Source organism: Streptomyces sp. NPDC048411 (assembly GCF_040704695.1).
GTDB lineage: Bacteria > Actinomycetota > Actinomycetes > Streptomycetales > Streptomycetaceae > Streptomyces.
Genome location: NZ_JBEZKL010000026.1, coordinates 46,955 through 70,301, shown reverse-complemented (window position 1 = coordinate 70,301; position 23,347 = coordinate 46,955). Strand labels below are relative to the sequence as shown.

At 69.6% G+C, this 23,347-nt stretch carries 16 protein-coding genes and 9 pseudogenes; 13 read left to right on the top strand and 12 right to left on the bottom strand.

Annotated features, from left to right (window positions below; translation table 11 throughout):
* A partial coding sequence (locus AB0915_RS12720) for a transposase (protein WP_366691076.1) occupies positions 1–396 on the bottom strand: 396 nt, incomplete at its 3' end.
* Between AB0915_RS12720 and AB0915_RS12715 the strand changes: the two are divergent.
* The 3 genes and pseudogenes from AB0915_RS12715 to AB0915_RS12705 all read left to right on the top strand — a co-directional run.
* Positions 389–1,195: pseudogene (locus tag AB0915_RS12715) on the top strand (LLM class flavin-dependent oxidoreductase); the annotation flags it as partial. The gene AB0915_RS12720 and the pseudogene AB0915_RS12715 sit on opposite strands and share 8 nt — an antisense overlap.
* A gap of 16 nt (positions 1,196–1,211) precedes the next feature.
* Positions 1,212–1,865 (top strand): CE1759 family FMN reductase, encoded by a 654-nt coding sequence (locus tag AB0915_RS12710; protein WP_366691075.1) that lies wholly within the window; start codon positions 1,212–1,214, stop codon positions 1,863–1,865.
* An 80-nt stretch (positions 1,866–1,945) separates the two neighbouring features.
* A pseudogene (locus AB0915_RS12705) lies at positions 1,946–2,353 on the top strand ((4Fe-4S)-binding protein); the annotation flags it as partial.
* A 247-nt stretch (positions 2,354–2,600) separates the two neighbouring features.
* On the opposite strand, the pseudogene AB0915_RS12700 reads toward AB0915_RS12705, so the two are convergent.
* Positions 2,601–2,879, bottom strand: a pseudogene (locus AB0915_RS12700) (transposase); the annotation flags it as partial.
* Positions 2,880–3,058: 179 nt separating this feature from the next.
* Positions 3,059–4,600, bottom strand: a complete 1,542-nt coding sequence (locus AB0915_RS12695; protein ID WP_366691074.1) for a M28 family metallopeptidase — start codon at positions 4,598–4,600, stop codon at positions 3,059–3,061.
* 1,141 nt (positions 4,601–5,741) lie between these two features.
* Here AB0915_RS12695 and AB0915_RS12690 point away from each other — a divergent pair.
* Positions 5,742–6,464, top strand: coding sequence for an alpha/beta hydrolase (locus tag AB0915_RS12690; RefSeq protein ID WP_366691073.1), 723 nt, complete (start codon positions 5,742–5,744; stop codon positions 6,462–6,464).
* 175 nt (positions 6,465–6,639) lie between these two features.
* Here the strand turns inward: AB0915_RS12690 and AB0915_RS12685 are convergent, their stop codons facing one another.
* Both AB0915_RS12685 and AB0915_RS12680 read right to left on the bottom strand, forming a co-directional pair.
* Complete coding sequence (locus AB0915_RS12685) at positions 6,640–7,710, bottom strand: serine hydrolase domain-containing protein (protein WP_366691072.1); 1,071 nt, start codon at positions 7,708–7,710, stop codon at positions 6,640–6,642.
* Positions 7,711–7,859: 149 nt separating this feature from the next.
* Positions 7,860–8,177, bottom strand: a complete 318-nt coding sequence (locus AB0915_RS12680; RefSeq protein WP_366691071.1) for a DUF4190 domain-containing protein — start codon at positions 8,175–8,177, stop codon at positions 7,860–7,862.
* Between the two features lie 183 nt (positions 8,178–8,360).
* Here AB0915_RS12680 and AB0915_RS12675 point away from each other — a divergent pair, with 183 nt between their 5' ends.
* On the top strand, positions 8,361–9,623 hold the full coding sequence (locus AB0915_RS12675; protein ID WP_366691070.1) for a histidine kinase: 1,263 nt from the start codon (positions 8,361–8,363) through the stop codon (positions 9,621–9,623).
* 101 nt (positions 9,624–9,724) lie between these two features.
* Positions 9,725–10,337: pseudogene (locus AB0915_RS12670) on the top strand (response regulator transcription factor).
* A gap of 114 nt (positions 10,338–10,451) precedes the next feature.
* Here the strand turns inward: AB0915_RS12670 and AB0915_RS12665 are convergent.
* Positions 10,452–10,740: pseudogene (locus tag AB0915_RS12665) on the bottom strand (IS4 family transposase); the annotation flags it as partial.
* Positions 10,741–10,790: 50 nt separating this feature from the next.
* Between AB0915_RS12665 and AB0915_RS12660 the strand changes: the two are divergent.
* On the top strand, positions 10,791–12,557 hold the full coding sequence (locus tag AB0915_RS12660) for an FUSC family protein (protein ID WP_366691069.1): 1,767 nt from the start codon (positions 10,791–10,793) through the stop codon (positions 12,555–12,557).
* 35 nt (positions 12,558–12,592) lie between these two features.
* Here AB0915_RS12660 and AB0915_RS12655 read toward each other — a convergent pair whose 3' ends face one another.
* Complete coding sequence (locus AB0915_RS12655) at positions 12,593–14,905, bottom strand: FdhF/YdeP family oxidoreductase (protein ID WP_366691068.1); 2,313 nt, start codon at positions 14,903–14,905, stop codon at positions 12,593–12,595.
* A gap of 165 nt (positions 14,906–15,070) precedes the next feature.
* Between AB0915_RS12655 and AB0915_RS12650 the strand changes: the two are divergent.
* The 4 genes and pseudogenes from AB0915_RS12650 to AB0915_RS12635 form a co-directional block, all read left to right on the top strand.
* Positions 15,071–15,241: pseudogene (locus AB0915_RS12650) on the top strand (encapsulin); the annotation flags it as partial.
* A gap of 41 nt (positions 15,242–15,282) precedes the next feature.
* Complete coding sequence (locus tag AB0915_RS12645; RefSeq protein ID WP_366691067.1) at positions 15,283–15,918, top strand: DUF1345 domain-containing protein; 636 nt, start codon at positions 15,283–15,285, stop codon at positions 15,916–15,918.
* Positions 15,919–16,278: 360 nt separating this feature from the next.
* On the top strand, positions 16,279–17,076 hold the full coding sequence (locus tag AB0915_RS12640) for an inositol monophosphatase family protein (protein WP_366691066.1): 798 nt from the start codon (positions 16,279–16,281) through the stop codon (positions 17,074–17,076).
* Between the two features lie 196 nt (positions 17,077–17,272).
* Positions 17,273–17,755: a GNAT family N-acetyltransferase gene (locus AB0915_RS12635; protein ID WP_366691065.1), complete on the top strand. Its 483-nt coding sequence runs from the start codon at positions 17,273–17,275 to the stop codon at positions 17,753–17,755.
* A 133-nt stretch (positions 17,756–17,888) separates the two neighbouring features.
* Here AB0915_RS12635 and AB0915_RS12630 read toward each other — a convergent pair whose 3' ends face one another.
* The gene (locus AB0915_RS12630) at positions 17,889–18,215 is read right to left on the bottom strand and encodes a hypothetical protein (protein WP_366691064.1); all 327 of its coding nucleotides are present in this window, start codon (positions 18,213–18,215) and stop codon (positions 17,889–17,891) included.
* An 89-nt stretch (positions 18,216–18,304) separates the two neighbouring features.
* Between AB0915_RS12630 and AB0915_RS12625 the strand changes: the two genes are divergently transcribed.
* A complete protein-coding gene (locus tag AB0915_RS12625) occupies positions 18,305–19,471 on the top strand; it encodes an IS630 family transposase (RefSeq protein WP_366691063.1) in 1,167 nt (388 codons plus the stop codon).
* A gap of 44 nt (positions 19,472–19,515) precedes the next feature.
* Here AB0915_RS12625 and AB0915_RS12620 read toward each other — a convergent pair.
* From AB0915_RS12620 to AB0915_RS12605, 4 genes and pseudogenes are all read right to left on the bottom strand, one after another.
* Positions 19,516–19,965 (bottom strand): annotated as a pseudogene (locus AB0915_RS12620) (transposase); the annotation flags it as partial.
* A 310-nt stretch (positions 19,966–20,275) separates the two neighbouring features.
* Positions 20,276–20,536 (bottom strand): annotated as a pseudogene (locus tag AB0915_RS12615) (phosphoketolase); the annotation flags it as partial.
* Between the two features lie 47 nt (positions 20,537–20,583).
* Positions 20,584–20,727: pseudogene (locus AB0915_RS12610) on the bottom strand (universal stress protein); the annotation flags it as partial.
* Between the two features lie 100 nt (positions 20,728–20,827).
* Positions 20,828–21,628 (bottom strand): HPF/RaiA family ribosome-associated protein, encoded by an 801-nt coding sequence (locus AB0915_RS12605; protein ID WP_366691062.1) that lies wholly within the window; start codon positions 21,626–21,628, stop codon positions 20,828–20,830.
* 495 nt (positions 21,629–22,123) lie between these two features.
* On the opposite strand from AB0915_RS12605, the gene AB0915_RS12600 reads away from it, so the two are divergent.
* Positions 22,124–23,347 (top strand): arginine deiminase, encoded by a 1,224-nt coding sequence (locus tag AB0915_RS12600; RefSeq protein WP_366691061.1) that lies wholly within the window; start codon positions 22,124–22,126, stop codon positions 23,345–23,347.

Genomic DNA, 23,347 nt, shown 5'->3' with positions numbered 1-23,347 from the left:
TTCAACGCGCCAGCGGATCTTGGCGATGCGGACGAGTTCGCGCAGCGGGGTGTCGGCAGGCAGGGTGGAGAGCCAGTAGTCGGTGGGCTCGGCGGTGCCGGGCGGCCATTCGGCCAGCAGCCAGCACTCGGGCAGGGAGCCGTCGGTGGCGCGGCGGATCGTCCGGTTTGCGGGTCGGACCCGCAGTGCCAGGAACCGCGAGCGCATCTCGGCACGGGGGTTGTGTTTCGTGGTCTTGCTGCCCTGGCGCCAGGTCACGGTTCGTGCCGACGATCGCCCTGTGTCCAGGGCGAGTTGGCGCAGAGTGCTGTGCTGTCCGGGGTAGGCCGGTCCGGGCGGGCGGCCCTGGCCGCTGTAGGGCGGGCGCTCGGGGACGGCGTTACCCGGCAAGGGCATGGCGCTGGCCCTCGAGAACTACAACCTGCTGCACCGGCTCTGGCGCGAGGACGTTGTTGACTGGGAGGGCGAGTTCCGGACCCCGCTGCAGGGCTTCACCTCGACGCCCCGGCCGCTGGACGACGTACCCCCCTTCGTCTGGCACGGATCGATCCGCTCACCGGAGATCGCCGAACAGGCCGCCTACTACGGCAACGGATTCTTCGCCAACCACGTTCTCGCGCCCAATCTGCATTTCAAGCCGATCGTGGACCTCTACCGCAGCCGCTTCGAGCACTACGGGCACGGCACCAAGAAGCAGGCGATCGTCGGCCTCGGAGGGCAGGCGTTCATCGCCCGGCGCTCCCAGGACGCGGTGAACACCTTCCGCCCTTACTTTGAGAATTACCCGGTCTTCCGGGGCAGTTCGCTCGACGACTACATGACCCGCACCCCGCTGACCGTCGGCAGCCCGCAGGAGGTCATCGACAAGACCCTCACCTTCCAGGAGGGCTTCGGCGACTACCAGCGCCAGCTCTTCGCGGTGGACGGGATGGCCCTGCCGGTCGAGATGGCGCTCGAACAGGTGGAGCTGCTCGGAACGGAGGTCGTCCCCGTGCTCCGCAAGGAGATGGCCGGCAGGCGCGCCCCCGGGGTGCCGGACGCCCCCACCCACGCCGACCTGGTGAGGGCGAAGTACGGGGATGCCGAGCCGCGGCAGCCGCGCCCGAACCCCAACCGCGGCGACAACCTGTCCGGCGCGTCGCCGTACCAGGACAGCGACCCGTCCGTACGGGCCCACTTCCCGAAGTCCCTGTGACGAGGAGGAACCACACATGAGCCACGACGAACCCCTGCGCCTCGTCGTCGTCAGCGCCGGTGTGAGCGAGCCGTCGTCCAGCCGCCTCCTCGCCGACTGGGCGGCGCAGAAAGCTCTCGACCTGCTCCGTGAGTCCGGCGAGTCAGCGACCGCCAGCGCCATTGAGCTCGGACCCCTCGCCGCCGATACGGCCCAGGCGATCGTCTCGGGTTTCCCCGGTGAGCGCCTCCAGGCCGCGTTCGAACGCCTTGCCGCCGCCGACGCCGTCATCGCCACCACGCCGGTGTACAAGGCCGGCATCAGCGGACTGTTCAAGTCCTTTGCCGATATGCTCGACAACGACCTGCTCATCGCCAAGCCGGTGATCCTCGCCGCCACCGCGGGCACCTCCCGGCACGCCATGGTCGTTGACGAGCAACTCCGGCCCCTGTTCGCCTTCCTGCGCGCGCTGCCCGTACCCACGTCCCTCTTCGCAGCGCCCGAGGACTGGGGGATTCCGCACTCGGCCACCGGATCGAACGCGCCGCCACCGAACTCGTGGTGCTGCTGCGCAGCGGCATCGGCGGCTCCATCGCCGACCGTGCCTGGACCGCTTACAGCCACCGGTTCGGCGGCAACGCCACGCGCGCCGAACGAGGCGTCGAGGACGTGGACTTCAGCACCGATCTGATGCGACTCGTGGCTGGCGGGAAGGGGTGAGGGAGGGCGTGAACCGCACGACGTACGGACGCCAGGTCCTACCGGGGCGAGAGCATCGTCGTCAGCTACGAGGCCGCGCTCTGCCTGCACACGGCGGAATGCGTGCAGGGACTGCCGGAGGTCTTCGACACCGCCCACAGGCCGTGGAGCCAGCCGACGGCCGTCCCCGTCGCCGAGATCGAGCAGATCGTCCGGCTTTGCCTCAGCGGTGCCCTGCAGTACCACCGGACGGACGGCGCGGCGGATGAATCCCCCGCCTGGCCCACGATCTCGCGCCGCCCGGACGGCGCGCTCGTGATCCGAGGCGAGCTCGCCGTCGACACGGCGGACGGAGTACGGCAGGAGACCCGGGCCGTACTGTGCGGCTGCGGGGCCACCCGCAATGTATCGTTCTGCGACAGCAACGGGCCCTGCCGGCCGTCCAGGTCCTCGCCCGCAGACAGCAGGAGCCGAGTATGACCATACCGCGTGACCTGATGTTCGCGGGGTGTCCGTCCCGACCGGACGATCTACGCTCGTAAGCAGAGAGTGGCCGACCTAGGGGTGGGGATGACGGCGGCGATTGAGCGCGCGGTTCGCGCGGCGGAGCAGCTCTTCGACATGGAGGGGCTGGCTGGCGCCGCCAAGGTTCCGGAGCCCGAATGGGCGGATGCGGCGCACGCCGCGGTCGCGCGGCTCGGTGAACTCTTCACCGGGTCTCCTTCGCGAAGAAAGCCATCGCACGCTTGAGGATGTCAACGTCCTCCCGAAGCCTGCAGTTCTCGCGCTGCAACGCGGCCAGCTCCTCACGTTCACTGCTGGTCAGGCCATCCCGTTCACCCGCGTCGACCTCGGCTTGGTTGACCCACAGCCGAACTGCGGTCTCGGTGAGATCGAAGTCCTTGGCGATCTGTCCGACCGAGCGGTCACCGCGACGGCACAGCTCGACGATCTCGGCCGTGAACGCAGGCGTGAACGAGCGGCGAGGGCGAGGCTTCTTCCCCATGCTCTCCATGGTGGACATCCTCCCGGGGCTGAGCCCCTGAACTTCGATGTCCGTCAAAGCAGATCAAGCCCACCTGCCAGGGTCTTCCTCCGCAAGGAACCGTAGCGACCGCGCCTCCCGCCGCAGCATCGAAGGGGAGGGCCGGACAGTCCAGCCCTCCCCCCCGTGTGTACCGGGAGTTACTCGGTGACCTCGTGGTCGTGGCCCTCGTGCAGGCCACCGCCGCTGCCCGCCGAACCCGTGGTGTTCTGCGGCGCCACCGGCTTGCTCAGAAGGCTGGTGTCCCAGGCGTACTGGCCCACCGCGTTGGCGATGATGTCGATGTTGACGTCGAACGCCTTCATGTTGATGTTCTTCAGGGTGTCGCAAGCGGCGTGGTAGCAGGCGTCGTACGCGACACCGGCCTTACCGCCGTACACCTTTGCCTGCTCGGCCGTCTTGATGCCCTCGGCGCCGGTGAAGGTGCCGCCCGAGGGTATGCCCACCTCGATGAACGGCCCGTAGTCCGACCGGCCGGTGAAGTCGGTGCCCTCGTGCGGGACGCCCCGGCTGTCCAGGTAGTCGGTGATCTGTCGCTCCAGCTGCGCCGAGCCCTCCGGGCCGGGGCCGGCACCGACCTGGTCGGAGTCGTCGCCGTCGTAGACGAACTGGGCGTAGTTCGGCGAGGCGATCATGTCGAAGTTCAGGTACAGCTTGACCTTCGCAAGGTCCGCCGCCGAGAGGCTGTTGACGTACGCCTCCGAGCCCAGCAGGCCGAACTCCTCAGCCGACCACCAGGCGAAGCGCACCTTGTTCTTGACCTTCTCGTGGGCAAAGTTCAGGGCCACGTCGAGGATGCCGGCGGAGCCGGAGCCGTTGTCATTGATGCCCGGACCGGCCGCCACCGAGTCCAGGTGGGCGCCGAACATCACCACGTTGTCGGCGTCGCCGCCCTTGGTCTCGGCGATCACGTTGTAGGTGTGCCGGGTCTCCGCGAAGGTGCGGATCTCCAGGTTGACGGTCACTGTGCCGGCGGCGGCCTTGGCCGCGAGCGCCTCGCCGTCCGCCTGCGTGACGCCGCCGGCCGGGATCTTGGCGACGGACGGGTCTCCCAGGGTGCCATTGAGCGCGCCCTCGGTGTTGTTGTAGATGATCGCGCCGACCGCGCCTGCACCGGCGGCGGTCTCCTGCTTCTGCGCAAAGGCGCAGCCGCCGCGCTTGATCAGCGCGATCTTGCCGGTGAACGTCCCGGGGGCGTAGTCCTCCGGCTCGCAGCCGGTGGTGGCGTCGACCGGCACCACCGCGACCGGGGCGGTGATGCCGCCGACCGGGCTGCTGGCGGAGTACGTCATGGCGATCAACGGGACGTCCTGCTGCTGCGGCGACACCACCCGAAGGCTCTGCGCCAGCGTCTCGGTGAACGGGTAGTCGAACTCGTTCCGGGTCACCGAGTACCCGGCCTTCCTCAGCAGGCCTTCGACGTACTCGGCCGACTGCCGGTGCCCCTCCGACCCGGCCACCCGGGTGTTCCCGTTCTTGTCAGCGATCCGCTGGAACTGCTTCAGATGCTCGTAGGCATCCTCGGCGTTGCTCTTCTTGACGAGCTTCTCTGCGAGCTTGGCAGCCTCCTTGGCAGGGCCGCTGTGGGCGGAGGCGGTGCCCGATCCGATCAGCAGCAGCGGCGCTATGAGCCCTGCGACGGATACGGTGGCTACCGTGATGCGGCGGTTCCGAGCGTTCAAAACGCTTCCTTCCGGCGGTCCATGAGAAATAGGCGTACTGGCCGAAAATGGGCCAAACGACGTACGGCGGTGCTCCGGGGCAGACAGGGGCGGCCGGATCGCTCCGCCCCCCACCGGCAAGGAGAAAGGTATCTGCTCAGTAAACGTTTGGTAATGGGTTGGCGGGAATCTTCGGTGCCGACGCCGTCCGTGCGCGGTACCGAGCACATCGATCGGCCGCTGACCCAACCGAAGTTGGCTGGGAGTCACCGGTGCCCGGCGTGGCCGCCCCTCGCATGAGGTTCCTGGCGCTCGGGTGGCTTGCCGCAGGAGCAGTCCAGATCCGTGCCGACGATCGGCAGGCCGCATTCCGGGTCCGTCAGGAGGTTCGTCATGCCTGCGGTTGCATCAGCCTCCGTTCAGGCCGCCCTTTCAACTCGGCGAAGCGCGCGCCGTTTTGGAGATGCAGGCAACTCCCGTACTCAGTGACCGCAAGTTTCGCAGGACGGATGCTCACCCCTGTCTCCTTGCCCCGTGAACCACGTTTTCGGGCCGTCTCACGAATCGTCGAGCAGGTCCAGGCTGAGAGCGCAGGAGGAGACTTCCTGGTCCAACACTCCGCAGGGTCGGGCAAGACAAACACAATCGGAGCGCGTTCGCCGTCAGTGCCGATTCGTCCACGCCCTCGGTCAGGCCCGGCCCGACGAGCCCGCAGTAGCCGGTCCTGCCCCGGGGAATCACCGTGAACCCCGCCGGAACGGCATGAGCTTCGAGCCAGTCCTGACCGCACCCGCAGTGCCGGGCGTGGTACCCGGCCCACTTCCCCCCCAGCGGCTCGTACACCAACCGGTCGCCGTAGTACTTCGGATCTCTCGCGAACCCAGACACGCGCCGCAGGGTCCCACCGCCGGACCGGCCGGGACAGCTCGCCGTCAAGGCGCTCCACTCGGGAAGCTGCGGTGAGACCCCAACCACGGAGTCTCCGCAAGAATCCGTTGGCGGACCACGGCGACCACTTGCTAATCTTCCGGAGGCCGTGCGAGAGAACGAGGAGGTGGTACCCGTGAACGCAGTATCGACATGGGTGCTCCCCTCCGGGGTCACGGTCGGGCGATAGGTCGTCCGGGAGCGCCGTTCTAGAGCACTCCCGAAAGGCACGACCATGCAATTCACTTCCGAACAGCGCCTCGACGACGGCGTCCTCGAGCGCGAATTCACCCTCGGCGAGATCCCCGGCACCCTGTGGACGCCTGGATCCGCCGCACCGGCCCCGCTGATCCTGATGGCCCACAACAACGGTCTGCCCAAGCGGGAATCCCGGCTGGTGGCCCGGGCCCGGCACTCCGCGGCGTACGGCTACGCGGTGGCCGCCATCGACGCCCCCGGCTGCGGTGACCGGCCCCGTTCCGCCGCCGATGAGCAGGCTCGCGCCGACCTCCGCCGGGCGATGCAGGCCGGCGAGCCGGTCGATGAGATCTTCGAGTCCTTCATCGGCCCGCTGGTCGAAAGGGCGGTCCCGGAATGGCGGACCACCCTGGACGCCCTCCTTGCGCTGCCCGAGATCGGTGGCCCGGTCGGGTACTCGGGGTGGACCGCCGTCGGCATTCGGCTGGCGGTGGTCGAGCCGCGCATCGCGGCCGCCGGTTTCTTCGCCGGGGGTTTCGTGCCTCGCGCCCAGCGCGAGGAGGCCCGGCAGGTCACCATTCCGCTGCTGTTCCTGCTGCAGTGGGACGACGAAGGGAACCCCCGGCAGCGGGCCCTGGACCTGTTCGACGCCTTCGGCAGCAAGGAGAAGACGCTGCACGCCAATCTGGGCGGGCACGTCGGTACCCCGTGGTTCGAGGTGGAGGACGGGGGCCGGTTCTTCGGCCGGCACCTGAAGTGAGGCCGGGCCGTCAGGCCGGCAGCAGACGGTAGGCGCTGTCGGCCTGGATGCCGCTCATCGAGGACGGGTCCCGACCCTCCTCGATGGCGGTGGCCAGCAGACGTGAAGCTCATGGTGCAGACCCTCGCCGCCGCCGGCGGACGGCCGTATCCTTGGCGCCCCTGGGAGGCGCGGCTCAACGGCACAGCGCCTTGTCCACGACGCCCTCCAGGCGCTCCGTGACTGCCGCGTCGGGCGGGATCTCGGTCACCGCGACACTGACGGCGCGGCCGTCGTCTGTGACGCCGCCCCGGACCTCGTAACCTGGGATGTCACCGCCGTGGCCCCAGTAGACCCCGCCGCACGACAACGGCCGGCTCATGAGCTTGAGGCCGTAGCCCGCGCCGGTGTGCCCGACGGGGACGGTGGTACGCATCTCCTTGAGCTGGGCCGCCGGGAGGAGGCGCCCGGACAGGAGCGCACCGAAGAACCGGTTGACATCGGAGTTGGTGGAGATCAGCTGGCCCGCCGCCCAGCCCCAGGAAGGGTCGATCTTCGTGAAGTCCCGCAGGGGTGCGCCCGCCGCATCCTGGTAGTAGCCCTTGGGGTGGGGCTCGCGAATAGTCATGTCGCCGGGGGTCGGGAAGTAGGTGCGGCGCAGCCCGATGCGCTTGATGATTCGCTGCTCCATTTCCTCGGCCAGGGGCCGGCCGGTGACCTTCTGGACGATCAGGCCGGCCAGTACGTAGTTGGTGTTGCTGTACGCCCATTTCGTCCCGGGGGCGAAGTCGGCCTTGTGCTGGAGGGCGATGTCGAGGAGGTCGCGGGGATCGAAGTACTGGTGCTGCATGGCGTGGTCATCGAGGTGGTCGCCGTATTCGGGAAGCCCGCTGGTGTGCTGGAGGAGCTGGCGGACGGTGATGCGGCGCCCGTCGATGCCGTCGCCGCGTACGAGCCCCGGCAGGTAGGTGTCGACCGGGGCGTCAAGGCTGACCTTGCCCTCGCCGACCAGTTGCAGCACGACCACCGCGGTGAACGTCTTGGTGTTGCTGCCGATCCGCACCTGACCGTCGGCCGGTACCTTCGCCTTGGTGGCCAAGTCGGCCACACCAGCAGTGTAGTTACGGGTTTGACCCTCGCGACCCTCGCGGTCCTTCACGCTGGCCAGCGCGGCAGGCAGACCGTCGTCGTACACCAGCGCGTCCAGACCCCGCTGGACGGAGTCCGGCCGCGCGGCGGACGCCGAAGGCGGCGTCAAGGCCCCCATCGTCATGAGGCCAACAGCCACCGCGGCCACAGCCGTTATCGCCCTGCGCCGACCGCCCCGCCGCCCGCCGGGCGGACCAAACCTCTGCCAAGCCTGTACACGCACGAGTCAACTCCTATGTATCTATGGGGAATTCCGCGGTCTCAGCTTCAGGTGAGCTGCTGGCGGACGCACTGCTTGTACTGCTGGAAGCTGTCGGGCTGATAGCACTCCTGCGTGTGGTTCGCATACCAGACCATGAAGACGGCGATCAGGACGGACACCGCGATCGCGATGGCCGACGTCACCACGGCGGCGATGGCCTTGCCCCGGCCGATGCCGGTCCGCTTGGTGGTGATCAGGGCGACGACGCCCAGGACCAGGCCGATGACGCCGAGCGGCCCGCCGATGAAGAAGACCGAGGTGCTCAGGCTGATGATGCCCAGCACCATGGCGGCCACGGCCAGGCCGTTCCTGTTCTGCGACATCCCTGTCTCCTGCGTGATCCCCTGTGTGATCCCTGGCGCGTTCATCAGCCGTACTCCCGTCCCTTGCTCAGGGCACGATCCTGGCTTCCGGGGTCTCGGATGCGCATCGCGGGAAAGCGGGAGAAAATGCTCCCTCGATCGGGGGAGGCAGCAGGTCAGCCGCCCCGTCATACTGGCCGGATCATGATCAAGGGAATCCGGCCGCTGCTGCGCGGCTCCACGTATGCGGGCGCGCTGTTCGCCTGTTGCGGCGCGTTGGCGAGCCTTCCGCCGCTGCCTTTCGCCATGCTGCCGGCGCTGGCGTGGCCGTCCGCTCCCTATGCGGTGCAGACCGTTCTGGCCCTGCTGGTCTGGGCGGCGCTGATCGGCGGGGTCGGGCTGGCCTGCACCACGCGGCGGGCTCTCATCGCGTCCGCCCGCCGACTGCTGGGGGTGCCGTTGCCGGATCCGGTGGCCGTACGTCGGTCCGCGAGCTCACCCGGCGCCGGGCCGACTTCCGCCGCCGGCCGTTGGCGGACGTCGCTCTGGCTGCTGCTGCATGTGGCACTGGGGTGGACGGCGGCGCTGGTGGGCGGAGTGCTGTTCATCGCGGCCCTGACCCTCCCGGAAGGTTGGCTCGGTGCCGAATCGGCACTGAGCCTGTTCGGCCGGACGGTGCGGGTGGCGGGCGGCCCGCAGGGCTGGGCGGCGGCGCTCGGCTGCGCACTCCTCGCGGCGGTCGTGTGTGCGGTGGTGATGTACGCCCTGCGGTGGCTGGCGCCCAGGCTGCTCGGACCGTCGTCGGCCGAACGGCTGGCGCTGGCGGCCGAGCGGGAGCGGCAGCTGGCCGAACGCAACTGGCTGGCCCACGAGTTGCACGACTCCATCGGACACACGCTGACAGCGGCCACGATCCAGGCCGCGGTGGCGGACCAGTTGCTCTCCGCCGACCCGGTGGCGGCTCGGGGCGCCCTGCGCAGCATCGAGGAGTCGGCCCGGGCCGCGCTGGAGGACCTGGACTACGTACTGGGCGTGCTGCGCGAGGAGAAGGCGAAGACGGCCCCGCCCCGGACCCTGGACGACCTGCCCGAGCTGCTCGACCGGCTGCGGCACGCGGGCGCGGCGGTCGAGGCGGAGCTGTCGGGCGACTTGACGCAGGTACGGGGCACACTCTCCCGGGAGGCGTACCGGATCGTGCAGGAGGGGCTCACGCACGCGCTGCGGCACGGGGCGGGCGGTCCGATCGAGGTCCGGGTGGCGGCCGCGCGGGACGTACTGGAGCTCTGTGTGGTCAACCGGACGGGGGTCGGCCTGGGCACGGGCGCGGGTGCTTTCCCGACGTCCGGGCACGGCCTGCCCGGTCTCGCCGAGCGCGTACGGCTGCTGCACGGTGAAATCGAGGTCGGCCCGGACGGGCCACAGCGCTGGAGGCTGGCGGTCCGGCTGCCGGTACGGGTGTCGGCGTGATCGGCTCCGACCCGAGCGAGACCGCCACCACCAGCCCCACCGGCACCCCCGTCACCCTCCTGATCGCGGACGACGACGAGGTGACCCGCAGCGGTCTGCGCATGCTGCTCGGCGCGCAGCCGGGGATCGCAGTGGTCGGGGAGGCCGCCGACGGAGTCGAGGCCGTCGAGCAAGTGCGGCGGCTGCGGCCGGACGTGGTCCTGATGGATGTACGGATGCCACGGTGCAACGGCATCGAGGCCACCCGGCAGTTGCTGGCCGAGTCGGGTCGGACCGCCGAAAGTCGTGGTGATCACCACCTTCGAGCACGACGGCTACGTCACCGCCGCGCTCAGCGCGGGGGCCAGCGGGTTCGTGCTCAAGCGGCGCCCGGTCCCGCAGATCGCGGAGGCGGTACGGGTGGTGGCGGCGGGTGAGGCGATCCTCTTCCCGACGGCACTGCGCCGGATGGTCGCCGCCCGCGCGCTGGACTGCGCCGAGGCGTTGCCGAGGGCGGCGTTGACGGACCGGGAGGAGGAGGTGCTGCGGTCGATGGCCACCGGCCTGTCCAACCCGGAGATCGCGAAGTCGCTCACGGTGAGCCTGGAGACGGTGAAGACGCACGTCGGGAATGTGCTGACGAAGCTCGGCGCGCAGAACCGGACCCACGCGGTGGTGATCGCGTACGAGTCCGGTCTGGTGGTGCCGGGGTTGGGTGGGGCTCTCCATGAGTAGGCGTTCGATGTACAGGGAATCCAGACGCCACGGGTAGGCCAAGGCCATGAAGTGAGGGCTTGCAGATCAATAGCCTCGGTTCTTCAGCAGTCGTGAGTGCAGGACCGGGCCGTCGGTTTGCCGGGCGACGGTGAAGCTGAGCCGGTCGGGGTCGAGTGGTTGTCCTGCGGGAAGGGAGTCGACCATGGCCCGCCCGCAGCACCTGGTATGTACACAGCACAGCCCACAGCTCCTGTTCCAGGCCGCCGGGGATGGTTGAGCGCAGGACGCAGCCCTGCAGGAGGGTGTGGCGCAGCGCGTAGAACGCCGACTCGATCTCCCAGCGTTCGTGGTGAAGGCGGACCAGGCGTGCGACCGGATCGCGGCGGTGGTCCAGGAAGATGGTCGCCGGGCGGTAGGTTCCGCCGCGCTCCATGACCGCCCGGCACCCGATGTAGGTGATATACACCGCGTATGCCCCGTTTGCGTCTTCTGTTCACTGCTGTGATCGGGAGTAGCCCGAGGCGTTCGGCAGCCCGTGTGGGGCGCGCGCTCTCCCCGCGTGGCGCGCTCGCCCTGCAGAGCGTGGACGGTGCCCTGTTCTTCGCCCTGCGTGCCGCGCTGGCGATGGCGCTGCCCGCGCTGCCCATGGCGCTGGCCGGGCGGGCCGACCAGGCTGTCTACGCCATGCTGGGCTCCTTCACCACCACGTTCGGCCGCAACCTGCCGTACGCGCGCCGTGCCCGCGTGCTCGCGCTGGTCGCGGCGGCCATGACGGCGTGCGTGGGCTGTGGTTCGGCTCTCGCCGCGTGGGCCCATCCACGGGACGGGGGAGCCGCCGCCGTGGTGGTCGCGGCCATGGCCGCGGTGGCCGGGATCGCGAAACTCGCCTGTGACGCGGCGCGCCTGAGCGGGTTGGGCGCGGTGCTGCTGCTCTTCTCCTTCGCCGTGGCGGCCAATGGTTCGCCGGCCCCGGCGGACGTCCTTCCCCATACCGCCCTGGCCGCTTTGGGTGCGGCCGTGGCCTGGGTACTGGCCGTGTCGGGCTGGTTCGTGCACCCGGATCGCCCGCAGCGTCTCGCGGTGGCTGCGGCTCTGCGCGAGCTCGCGGACCTGGTGGAGGCAACCGGCGCGGGGGGCGGAAGCAGGCTCGTCCGGCACCGGGCGACCGCCGCTGTTCTCCAGGCATATCGGACTCTCGGTCTCCTGCCTCCGACAGCCGCCGAGCAGGGCGGCCGGGGCGGCACGTGCGTCCGCCTGACCGACCTCTCCTGGTCGCTGCTGATCGGTGCCTCCCGCCGGCCGCCGGACGACCCCACCCGCCTGGCGCGGGACCTGCGCCGCCAGGTCCGCCTGCTTGTGAACCGTCGCCACCGGGTTCCGCCACTCCTGCCCGAGCTGTCGCTCCCGTCCCTGGTCGCCCGGGCCGGCATGGTCTCCGAGCCGGTTCCGGCCGATCCTACGGCCCGACGCTCCGCCGAACTGCGCGCCGCGGAACTGGTGACGGGGCGGCGTCCCGGCGGCCCCGGCCACATGTCGGTCCTGATCGTTCCCGCCCTGCGGATGGTCATCGGCACCGGTCTTGCCGGATGGACGGCCCTTCTTCTGGGCCTCGGCCACGGCTACTGGGCGGCGATCTCCGCCGCCGCGGTGCTGCATTCGATCAACGTCCGCACTGCCGCACAGCGCGCCGTCCAGCGCACTCTGGGAACGGTCGCCGGACTGATCCTCGCGCTCGGCGTGCTGTCCGCGCGCCCCGAACCTGTGGTGCTCGTCCTGGTGATCGTGCTCCTGGAGTTCCTGCTGGAGTATGTCGTGGCGCGCAACTACGGTCTCGGCGTCGTCTTCCTCACGCCACTGGCTCTCCTGCTGTCCGACCTGGCCTCTCCCTCACCTGCCGGAGCCCTCGTCGAGGACCGGGCGCTGAGCAGCCTCCTCGGGATCGCCATCGCGCTGGCGTGCGCGCTGTTGGTGGTCCACGACCACGCGGCGGTCCGAGCGGAGCGCGCGCTGGCCGCGTGCACGGAGGCGTCCGAGCGTGCCGAGAAAGTGCTGTACGACCGCTCGGAGCCGTCGTACCCGATCGTCCAGACTCACCTGGCAGCAGCCGTGGTGGAGTTGCGCGAGGCCGACGACGCCGCGGCGGGCGAGCTCTGGCCGGCGGAGATCGACCCCACCGAACTCGCCGCCGCGGAGCAGCGTGCCTACCTTCTCCTGGAGCGGTTCTTCCGGTGGCGGTGATGCCACGCGGAGCTCCGCCCGTGCGCGCTCTCCGTTCAGACAGCGGGGCTGATGGTGACCTTGACGTGCTTCATGATCGGTTGGTCACTCTGGGTGCTGTAGTCGCCGTGCGCGCACAGCACGTTCATCTCGGGCATGTAGCCGGCTGCGCAGCCGCGGGGAATGTCGTAGGGGATGGCGAGGTAGCCGTTGAGGGACCGCTGGCTGCCGTCCTTCGCGGTGCTCGTGATGTCGACGGGGCCGAGGTCGGCGATACCGCGTTCGCGCATGTCGGCCCGGTTCATGAAGACGAGCGTGCGCAGGTTCTTGATGCCTCGGTAGCGATCGTTGTCGGAGTAGATGGTGGTGTTCCACTGGTCGTGGGACCGCACGGTGGCCAGTGCGAGGGTGCCGGGGGCGGGGACCACGTCGGGCAGGGTGGCGGTGGAGAACTCGGCGCGTCCGGACGGGGTGAGGAAGACCAGTTCGCGGGCGGGCTGCTTGATGCGGAAGCCGAGGGGCAGGCGCACGCGGCGGTTGAAGTCCTCGAAGCCGTCGAGGACCCTGGCCATGGTGTCGCGGATACGGTCGTAGTCCTCGATGTACCACTCCCAGGGCGTGGCGCTGTCGGGCAGCGCGGCGCGGGCCATGCCGGCGATGATGGCCGGCTCGGACAGCAGGTGAGGTGAGGCGGGCCGTTTCATGCCGATCGACAGGTGGACCATGCTCATCGAGTCCTCGACGGACGTGCTCTGGATGCCCTTGCGCTGATGGTCCTTCTCCGTACGGCCGAGGCACGGCAGGATGAGGGCCTGGCGGCCGTGGACGATGTGGCTGCGGTTCAGCTTGGTGCTCACGTGGACGGTGAGGTCACAGGAGCGCAGCGCCGCGTAGGTGTACGGGGTGTCGGGCGCCGCGAGGGCGAAGTTGCCGCCCATGCCGACGAACACCTTCACATCGCCGCGGTGCATCGCGGCGATGGTGCCGACGGTGTCCAGGCCGTGCGCACGGGGCGGCTGGATCTTGCAGACCTCGGCGAGGCGGTCCAGGAACTCGTCGGTGGGGCGGTGATCGATGCCGCAGGTGCGGTTGCCCTGGACGTTGCTGTGCCCTCGCACGGGGGAGGGACCTGCTCCTTCCCGTCCCAGATTGCCGCGGAGCAGAAGCAGGTTGACGATCTCCCGGACAGTGTCGACGCCGTGTTCGTGCTGGCTGATGCCCAGGCACCAGCTGAAGATGCTGCGGTCGGCTTCGGCGTACACGTGCGCCGCTTTGAGGATGTCGGCGCGGCTCAGCCCGGACTGGTGCTCGATCTCCTCCCACGGCGTGGCCTCGCACAGCGCGCGGTATTCCTCGAAGTCGGCGGTATGGCGGTCGATGAACTCCCGGTCCAGCGCCTTGGGGTCGGTTGCGGACTGCTCCAGGATCGCCTTGGCCACGCCGCGCAGCAGAGCCATGTCGCCGCCGATGCGGGGCTGCAGGTTCAGCGTGCTGGTGCGGGTCGTCTTGAAGAGGGCCATGTCCGTGAAGTCGTGCGGGACGATGGTGCGTGTGGCCGCCGCTTCGACGAGTGGATTGACGTGCACGATCTGGGCGCCGCGATGGTGGGCCTCGGCGAGGGCGGTGAGCATCCGGGGCGCGTTGGAGGCGGCGTTGACTCCCAGGATGAACAGCGCGTCGGCCGCCTCCCAGTCCTTGAGGTCGGCGGTCCCCTTGCCGGTGCCCAGGGACGCCTGGAGGGCGCGGCCGCTGGCCTCGTGGCACATGTTGGAGCAGTCCGGCAGGTTGTTGGTGCCCAGTTCACGGGCCATCAACTGGTAGAGGAACGTAGCCTCGTTGCCGAGCCGGCCGGAAGTGTAGTACGAGGCCTGATTGGGGTTGTCGAGGTCGCGCAGGGCACGGCCGACCACCTCGAACGCGTCCTTCCAGCTGATCGGAACGTAGTGGTCCGTATCGGGGTCGTAGACCATCGGTTCGGTCAACCGCCCCTGGTTCTCCAGGTCGTAGTCGCTCCACCCGGCCAGCTCCGTCACCGAGTGCGCGGCGAAGAACTCGCGCCCGACCCGCTTACGGGTCATCTCCCAGGTGACGTGCTTGATCCCGTTCTCGCAGATGTCCAGGTGCAGGCCCTTGGTGTCGTCCGGCCACGCGCAGCCCGGACAGTCGAACCCGGTGTTCTCGTGGTTCATCCGCATGATCGCCCGCGGCCCGTCCACCAGCGCACCCTCGCGTACCAGGAGACGGGTCACGCTCTTGGCCGCACCCCAGCCTGCGGCGGGGTGGTGGTAGGGGTGGAACTCCGGATCCTCCTCGGGCGTGGGACCCACACGAGGCTCCAGGGATTCCTGTTCGTCAGTGTTGGCGCTCAAGACTCTCAACCCTTCCACCATGCGGGCATGAGCGGATAAAACGGCACTTTCGGGCAGGCTATGCCCGCTCGTACCCGCTCGCCATTCGACTTTTGGGGGACTGGGCGGTGCCGGATATTCCGCGGGGGTGTGCCGGACGGCGCCCCGGTCTGAGCGCCGGCCCTCAAAGGTGCCTTCGTCCTGTCCGCCCGCGGAGGCCACTTCGAACTGTGCCTTTTGGCGGATGTGGCGATCGGCCGCACCGGGCACGACGCCAGCGGTATCGATCTGTACGTCCATGAGACGCTGATGTTCCTGACCTACACGGACGAGACCGTCGTCGTACTGGAAGCCTGAGACCGTTGACCGAGCTGCCGAGGCATCACTCTCGAGGCCCCATGAACCACTGGCTGATGGTTTCCGCCGCTCCCCGACTCGCGAGCGCGGCGGTCGTCGGAGCGGTCGTCGGAGCGGTCGTCGGCGTCCTGACCCACCTACCCCTGGGAATCCTCGCCGGGATCGCCGCGGCGGAAACGTTCTTCGTCGTGACAGGGTGGATCGCCTTGTGGCCCATGGACGCCGCCACCACCCATCGCAACGTCCGGCGCGAGGAGTTCCGGCCCATCGTCGAGGAACTCGCCGTAGTCGCGGCCGCCGTGTGCGGACTGGTCAGCATCGTGGCGCTGCTCCTCGTCGGCCACTCGGGCCTGAGCCACGCCGCGGCCGCGACCGCGCTCTGCGGCGTGTTCATGGCCTGGGCGGCACTCCACCTGATGTACGCCGCCCGCTACGCGTACATCTACTACCTGCCACCCGAGGGCGGGATCGACTTCAATACCGACGACTTGCCGCGGTACAGCGACTTCCTCTACTTCAGCTACAACCTCGGCATGACCTATCAGGTCTCCGACACCGACGTCTCCAGCTCTACGATCCGCGCGGTCGCCCTCCGGCACTGCCTGCTCTCCTATGTCTTCGGCGCGAGCATCCTGGCCACCACCATCAACCTCGTCGTCGGAATCGTCACGGGCTGACACGAGGGCGGTCCCGTAGGGTCAGGCCAGGACCGTGTCCCCGAGCCAGTGCGCGGCGAGAAGCGGAGTGCCGCCTTCGCGGAGCTGATCGACCCGTATTCCCCTCACCTCGCCGACCGCGGAATCGGCCCCGGCGGCATCGTCGCGGTCAGGCCCCTGGGTAATGCCCCCGGCCGGCGCATAAGCACAGAGGCCAACCGGCCAACCACCGGACCGGAAATAACGACTCGATCCGCGCCCACGGAGTGTCAGCCAACGACACAGCCAGACCAACGACCGGATGATCGGAACGAAACGGTCCAGCGCCTTGACCGCATAGTCTCGCCGGGTTGGTGGATCCGTCTCGCTATTCTGCACAGCATGATGAACTCGTACGCGAGCTTTGACGATGCCGGAGTTGCGATAGCTGGGGCGCGTGCCGGCGCGGATGTGGTGCGCACCATGTACGGACAGCGGCTCACTCGCATCGACAAGGGTGCTGGGGACTTCGCCACCGCCGCCGATGTGGAGGCTGAGAAGACGATCCTCGGCGTCATCCGTGCCGCTCGGCCCGATGACGCGGTCCTCGGCGAGGAAGGCGGGCAGCACGGTGCTGCCGACGCCGTGCGCCAGTGGTTGGTGGATCCCTTGTGCGGCACGCTGAACTACGCCGTGGGAAACATGCTGGTGGCCGTCAACGTGGCGCTGCGCAACGGCGCGGCGGCCGTCGCCGACCCGTTCAGCGGCGAGGTCTTCTTCACCGACGGTGAGACCGCCTGGGTGCGGCACGACGGGTCCGATGCGCAGCTGGTGCCCACGTCTGCTACTCGGCTGGTGGACGTCAACCTGGATCCGCCGTTCCCGAGCGCGCCCGGCTTCCGGGCCGTGGACCTGCTGGCCCGCACCGAGTTCGTCGAGCGGTTCCGGCCGCGTGTCGTGTCCACGACGTTGGCGTTGGCCTGGGTCGCGGCCGGCAAGCGCGCCGCGTACGTCACTGATGGCGGTGACCTGTCCGGGAGTGTGCATTTCGCCGCCGGCATCGCCGTCTGCCGGGCCGCCGGCTGTGTAGTCACCGGGATCGACGGCGCCCCGATCGGGCCGGACGGCCGCGGACTTGTGGTGGCCGCTGACGCCGAAACGCACGCGCTGCTGATGCCGATGATGCGCAGCCGCAGCTAAGTGGTCCGGTCCGGAAGTCCTTCGGGGGTTGACAGCGGAGCAGTTGTGGTGCTTGGTGTCCCGGCTCGCCAAGCCGTCACCGTGCCCCCCGCCACCGAGCGGTGTCGAGGAACACGATCTGGAGTGTGGCGGACATGCCGGAGGCCGAGGCCGTTAGCGTGGACTGCTCCGCGAACCCTGCGGCAGACTCGTCGACATGGTGCGCCTGCGGGTTCTCACGACGAACGACTGGCCGTTGTGGCGGGAGGTTCGCCTTGCCGCGCTGGGCGAGGCGCCGCAGGCATTCAAGTCCCAGCTCGCGGACTGGCCCAGCGGTGGGGAGGAGCGGTGGCGTGCGCGTCTGGAGACGCCCGACGCCTACAACATCGTCGCGTTGCTGGATGGTCGAACGATCGCGATGGCCAGCGGTCTTCCGGGGGACCGTGGCGTATGTGAGCTGAGGTCGGTGTGGGTCAGCCCCCAGGCGCGAGGCGGCGGCGTCGGCGACGGGTTGATAGCAGCAGTCGAAACATGGGCCCGGCAGTCGGGTGCTACAACGCTGAAACTTGCGGTGATCCCGGGCAACGAGCCCGCCATCGCGCTGTACCGCCGCAACGGTTTCGTCGTCACGGGAGAGCTCGGAGACCTGTTGTCCGACGGTGTGACCAGGGAATGTGTGATGGTGAAGGCGCTTTGCTGACGAGTCGGCAGGCAAGTTCGACGGATCGTCCCGCCCACCGCGTGGCCTGGTCCGATCCGATGAACGACTGCTGCCGGTCCAGGACCCTCCGAGCACCGCTCGCCTGCGGCGGGACAGGACACCCGGTGTCTGGTCAGATGTCGGCGGCGGCGAGGTGGAGCCGGCAGGCGCAGTCGAGCGCGTCTGCGGGGGCGCCCGTGTGGCTGCCGGTAGGCAGCAGGGAGTCCTCGTACCGGCCGTTACCGGCCAGGTAGAGGGCGAAGCCCCACCTGCCGACGGCACCGGTGTAGCGCAGCCGCATCAGCTTGATGCGTTCGCCGTCGGCCAGTTCCGCCTCCACGTAGGCGAAGGCTCCGCGGTGGCGGACGTGCAGCTGCTCCAGCTGCGGCCAGGCGGTGCGGGCGCGCTCGCCGAGGCGCGCCTCCAGGGAGAGCCGGGTGTGTTCCGAAGGCGTGGGCATGGCGCCCATCCTGCCCGAGGGGGCCGGTGGCCGGATGCGGCAGGCTTTCGGCCTGTCGTGATCCACTTCTGCCGATCGGCCTGCCTGCTGTGCCCATTGCCGCCGCCCGCCCCATAGTCCTGCGCGCCGCCGAGCGCGAGCGGCTGAAGAAGATGGCCTACGGCCACAAGACCGAGTACCGGCTGCGGATGCGCGCGCAGGTGGTGCTGCACGCCGCACGCACACGCTCCAACGCGCGTATCGCCCGCGAGACGGGGCTGCACCTGGACACGGTCCGCTGCTGGCGCGGCCGGTTCGCCGAGCACGGTCTGGCCGGTCTGTCCGATCGCGAGCGGTCAGGGCGGCCATCGTCGTTCACCGCGCTGCAGGTGGCCCAGGTCAAGGCCCTGGCCTGCCGGCTGCCCGCCGAGAGCGGGGTGCCGCTGGCACGCTGGTCGTGCCCGGAGCTGGCCCGCGAGGTTGCCGCCCGGGCGATCGCCAGCTCGGTCTCCGCCTCCACCGTGCGCCGCTGGCTGGCCGACGACGCGCTCAAGCCCTGGCAGCACCGGTCCTGGATCTTCATCACCGACCCCGACTTCCGCCTCAAGGCCGAGCGGGTGCTCGGCTTGTACGCCCGCACCTGGCAGGGCGTTGCGCTCGGCGCGGACGAGTACGTGATCAGCGCGGACGAGAAGACCTCCGTCCAGGCCCGCTGCCGCTGCCACCCCACCCTGGCCCCCGGGCAGGCCAGGGCGATGCGGGTGAACCACACCTACGGCCGCGGCGGCGCCCTGGCCTACCTCGCCGCCTACGACGTCCACGCCGCGAAGGTGTTCGGCCGCACCGAGCCGCGCACCGGCATCGACCCGTTCATGAACCTGGTCACCCAGGTCATGAGCACCGAACCCTACGCCAGCGCCAAGCGGGTGTTCTGGATCGTGGACAACGGCTCCTCCCACCGCGGCAAGAAGGCCGCCGACCGGCTGACCGCCGCCTACCCGAACGCGGTCCTCGTCCATACCCCAGTCCACGCCTCCTGGCTGAACCAGGTGGAGATCTACTTCTCCGTCGTGCAGCGCAAGGTCGTCTCGCCCAACGACTTCACCGACCTCACCGAGGTCGCGGACCGGCTCCGGGTATTCGAAGACCGCTACAACGCCACGGCACAGCCGTTCCAGTGGAAGTTCACCACCTCCGACCTGGACGATCTGCTGGCCAGGCTCGACCGGCACACCGCCGATCACCCAGAAGAATCCTCCGCCACTCCGAAAGCATGATCAACCCCCGAAGGGCTTACGCCGCAGACCACTAAGCTTGACGTTTATCCTCGTCGGGTTTGGTGTTCCTTGATCGACTCGGCGCGTTTGACGGTCTTGCCGACGTCGTGGCGCTTGGCCCGCTGCCTGTTCTTCGAACCGGGAGGCCGTCCCGGACCCGGTCGGGACGGTTGCGGTGCGGCCGCCGGGCAGGCCGCCGTCGCGCGGAGGTTGCGAAACCCCCGGCGGACGCGGGCAGGGGTGAGGCGGCGGGGCTCGGCTGGCCGTTCCCAGGGGTGGCGAAGGTCCTCGGCCAGGGGCCGAGCGAGGCGGAGTTGGGCGTGGGCGGCGATGATGAGCCAGGTCCACAGGTCGGCACTGTCGGCGTGGCGGACCTTTGGGGCGGTCCAGCCGAGCGTCTGCTTCATCAGCCGGAAAGTGTGCTCGAGATCAAATCTGCGCAGGAACAACTGCCACCACAGGTCCACGTCCGCCGGTGTAGCGGCAGTGGCCGAGCACGGGTGAGCCGGGCGCTCTGCGGCCGGCCGCCCGGCCGTCAGACGGGCTCGGGCGGGGTTCGACGACCTCGGCGGCGACCGCGTGTTCCACTGTGCCGGTGGTGGCCGTCCCGGGGCTTGGGGCCAGGGGCCATGCGCATGGGGCCGGAGGTCCTTGCCGCATGGGGGAGTTGGGATGCCGGACGGCACGACAGGGGCCGCCCGGCGCTGCGTGACGGCCCAGGAGCAGAGCGCGGGACGACGTGCCTCCGCCGGTATCCCGTCGCGGCGGCGCGGCCGGATGTCCTCGTCACCTGCCGCGGGCCATGCGAGTCCCAAGTCTCGGGCCACGGTCGACGACATCCAGGACGCGCCGAGAGCGGTCGGGATCAGTACGGACCACCATGCCGAACAGGGGCGTTGTGGTGCCGGTCTCCGCGCAGCCGCGTACCTACAGGTTCGGATGTCCCGCCCTGCGGCGGTCAGGACGGTGGATCGGCCACCGGCAGCCGTGGTACGCGAGGGTCACCGGCCTGTCGCGGACGAACAGGGCGTCGTACCCGGCGTCCGGCATCCCGAGCGGATGCTCCGGCCGTGCGACCGCCCCGACGTGTCGGCGGGGGAATGGACGACGGTTCAGTCGCTGACGACGGCGACGGGGCACGGCGCATGGTGGAGCATCGCGTGGGGGACCGGGCCGAGCCGCCCGAACGGGCGGCGGCAGCCGACCACGAGCAGATCCGCGCCGACGGCGGCGTCCAGCAGGGCGGAGGCCTTGCCCACGACCTGCGAGCCGTCCGAGCCGTCGCGTTCGGACCGCCGCGACCACCTCCGGCTGGGGGTGCTCGCGGCGATCTCGGTCATCTGTGCCGCGATGCCGCTACGCGGCGGGTGTGATCAGTCCGTAGTGGCCGTCGTACCGGTGGTACAGGACGTGTCCGCGGCCGGTGGCGCTGTCGAGGAAGAAGACGAACGGCAGCCCGGTGAGGGCCAGTCGCTCGGTCGCCTCCCGCACACTGATCTCGGGCGCCGGGACCTCGCTCACCGTCAGATGCGGTGCTGCCGGGGGCTCGGCAGTGGCTTTGTCGGCTGTCGCCATGCGGTGGTAGCCGGTGCGCGGGTCGCGGTAGACGACGCTGTCGCGGCCGGAGTCGGCGTCGGCGAAGAGATAGAAGTCGTAGTCCATCGACTCCAGGTCGAAAACGGCCTCCTCGGGGGTCTGCCGGGGCAGGCCGAATGACTTGTGCCGCACGATCTGGCGTTCCTCGGCCGGCAGCTGGCGGTGCCGCGGACGGTGCTCGTGCCCGTCGTCGTGCCACCGGTCGCCGGGCAGGCGCACCGTGTCACCGTGGTGGTCCCCCCGGTTGTGGCGGCGTGTCCTGGCCAGCCGGGCGACCAGCCGGTCACGGAGCAGATCGACGGCTTCGAACATGGTGCCCGCGGCCACGTGGGCCCGCACCGGGCACCCGTTGACGTCCACCACGGCCTGCGCGGCGGCGGGACGGCCCGACGCCGCGTTGGCGGCCTGAGTGAGCTTCACTCGGGCCGCAAGGACCGGCTCGCTCAGGTGGTCAAGGGCGGCCAGCGTCTTCTCACGCGCGTAGCCGGCCGCTCCGCGTGGCACCTGACCGCGGGCCTCCACTTGGATGTCGACGGCGGGCCTGGTCTTGAGACGAGTCATCAGAGATCCTCCTTGATCGCTCCCAGGATTCCCGTCGCGGCGGCCGGCGGGCGAGGGCCGGGTGGCCCGCGTGCCCGGCTCGTGGTCCCCACCTCGTCAGCCGTATGCCGGGACCGTCGGGCCGGAGCCGAGGACCTTCGCCCCATGACAGTCACCACCCCGTACGCGTCCGGGCGATTCACACGCGCGAAAACGGCAGCCGGGGCGGACGGCCGCGCGAACCGGACCGGGGAACGCCCGCTGCCACGCTCCGGCCGGGGCACGACAGGGCCCAATGGCCCTGCCGCAGTGGTCGCAACGGGCCACGCACGGTGGTGCCGGCAGGGCCACGGACGGGGACCTTCGCGACCCTGCCCGGGCCACGGCCGCGTGACAGGGTTTGAGGTGATCTCCCCGGCGAGGTGCGGAACACAGCCGCTGTAACAGCAGGTCCATGCCGTACTGCGGAGATCCACCACTTCCAGTTCTTCGTTTTTCTTCCCAAGGGGGAGATTCATGTCGTTCCACGTCGACTCCGAGACCGGCCGCCTCAAGCAGGTCATCCTGCACCGCCCCGACCTGGAGCTGAAGCGCCTGACACCCACAAACAAGGACGAGTTGCTCTTCGACGATGTGCTCTGGGTCAAGCGGGCGCGGGAAGAGCACGATGCGTTCGCCGACGTCCTGCGGGACCGGGGCGTGCGCGTCCATCTCTTCTCCGACCTGCTCACCGAGACCTTGGAGAACCCCGCCGCCCGGACGCTCATTCACGACCGGGTCTTCGACGAGCGGGAGTACGGCCCGCTGGCCACCGACCGCATGCGTGCCTTCTTCGACTCCCTGGGGCCGGCCGAACTCGCGGCCTGTCTCGTGGGCGGTGTCACCCGGCGCGAGCTCATGGACCGCCTGGGCCCGGTTGCGAGCGTACGGCTGCACGCCATGGATCCCGACGGCTTCGTGCTCGCGCCCCTGCCCAACCATCTGTTCACCCGCGACACCTCGTGCTGGATCTATGACGGGGTGAGCGTGAACCCCATGAAGAAGCGGGCGCGGCGCCGCGAGACCGTCCACTTCGAGGCCGTCTATCAGCACCACCCGCTCTTCGAGAAGCAGGAGTTCCACCGCTGGGCCGACGGGCAGACCGGCTACCCCTCCACCATCGAGGGCGGTGACGTGCTGGTCATCGGCAACGGCGCGGTCCTGGTGGGGATGGGGGAGCGGACCACGCCTCAGGCCGTCGAGGCGCTCGCGCTGCGCATGTTCGCCGCCGGGTCCGCCCGCCGGGTCGTGGCGATCGATCTGCCCAAATCCCGCAGCTTCATGCACCTCGACACGGTGATGACCATGGTGAGCGGTGACACCTTCACCAAGTACGCCGGTCTGGGCATGCTGCCCTCCTGCACCATCGAGCCCGGTCAGGATGGGCACAGCTTGAAGATCACCGATCATGCGCCGGAGTACATGCACCAGGCGATCGCCGACGCCCTGGGCCTGGATTCCATCAGTGTGCTCACGCCGACTCAGGATGTGCGCTCCGCGGAGCGGGAGCAGTGGGATGACGGCTGCAACGTCCTGGCTGTCGAGCCGGGAGTCGTCCTCGCCTACGAGCGCAACGTCACCACCAACACCTATCTGCGCCGCAACGGCATCGAGGTCATCACCGTCCGGGGCAGCGAGCTGGGCCGGGGCCGCGGCGGTCCGCGCTGCATGAGCTGCCCCGTCGAACGCGACGCCGCCTGA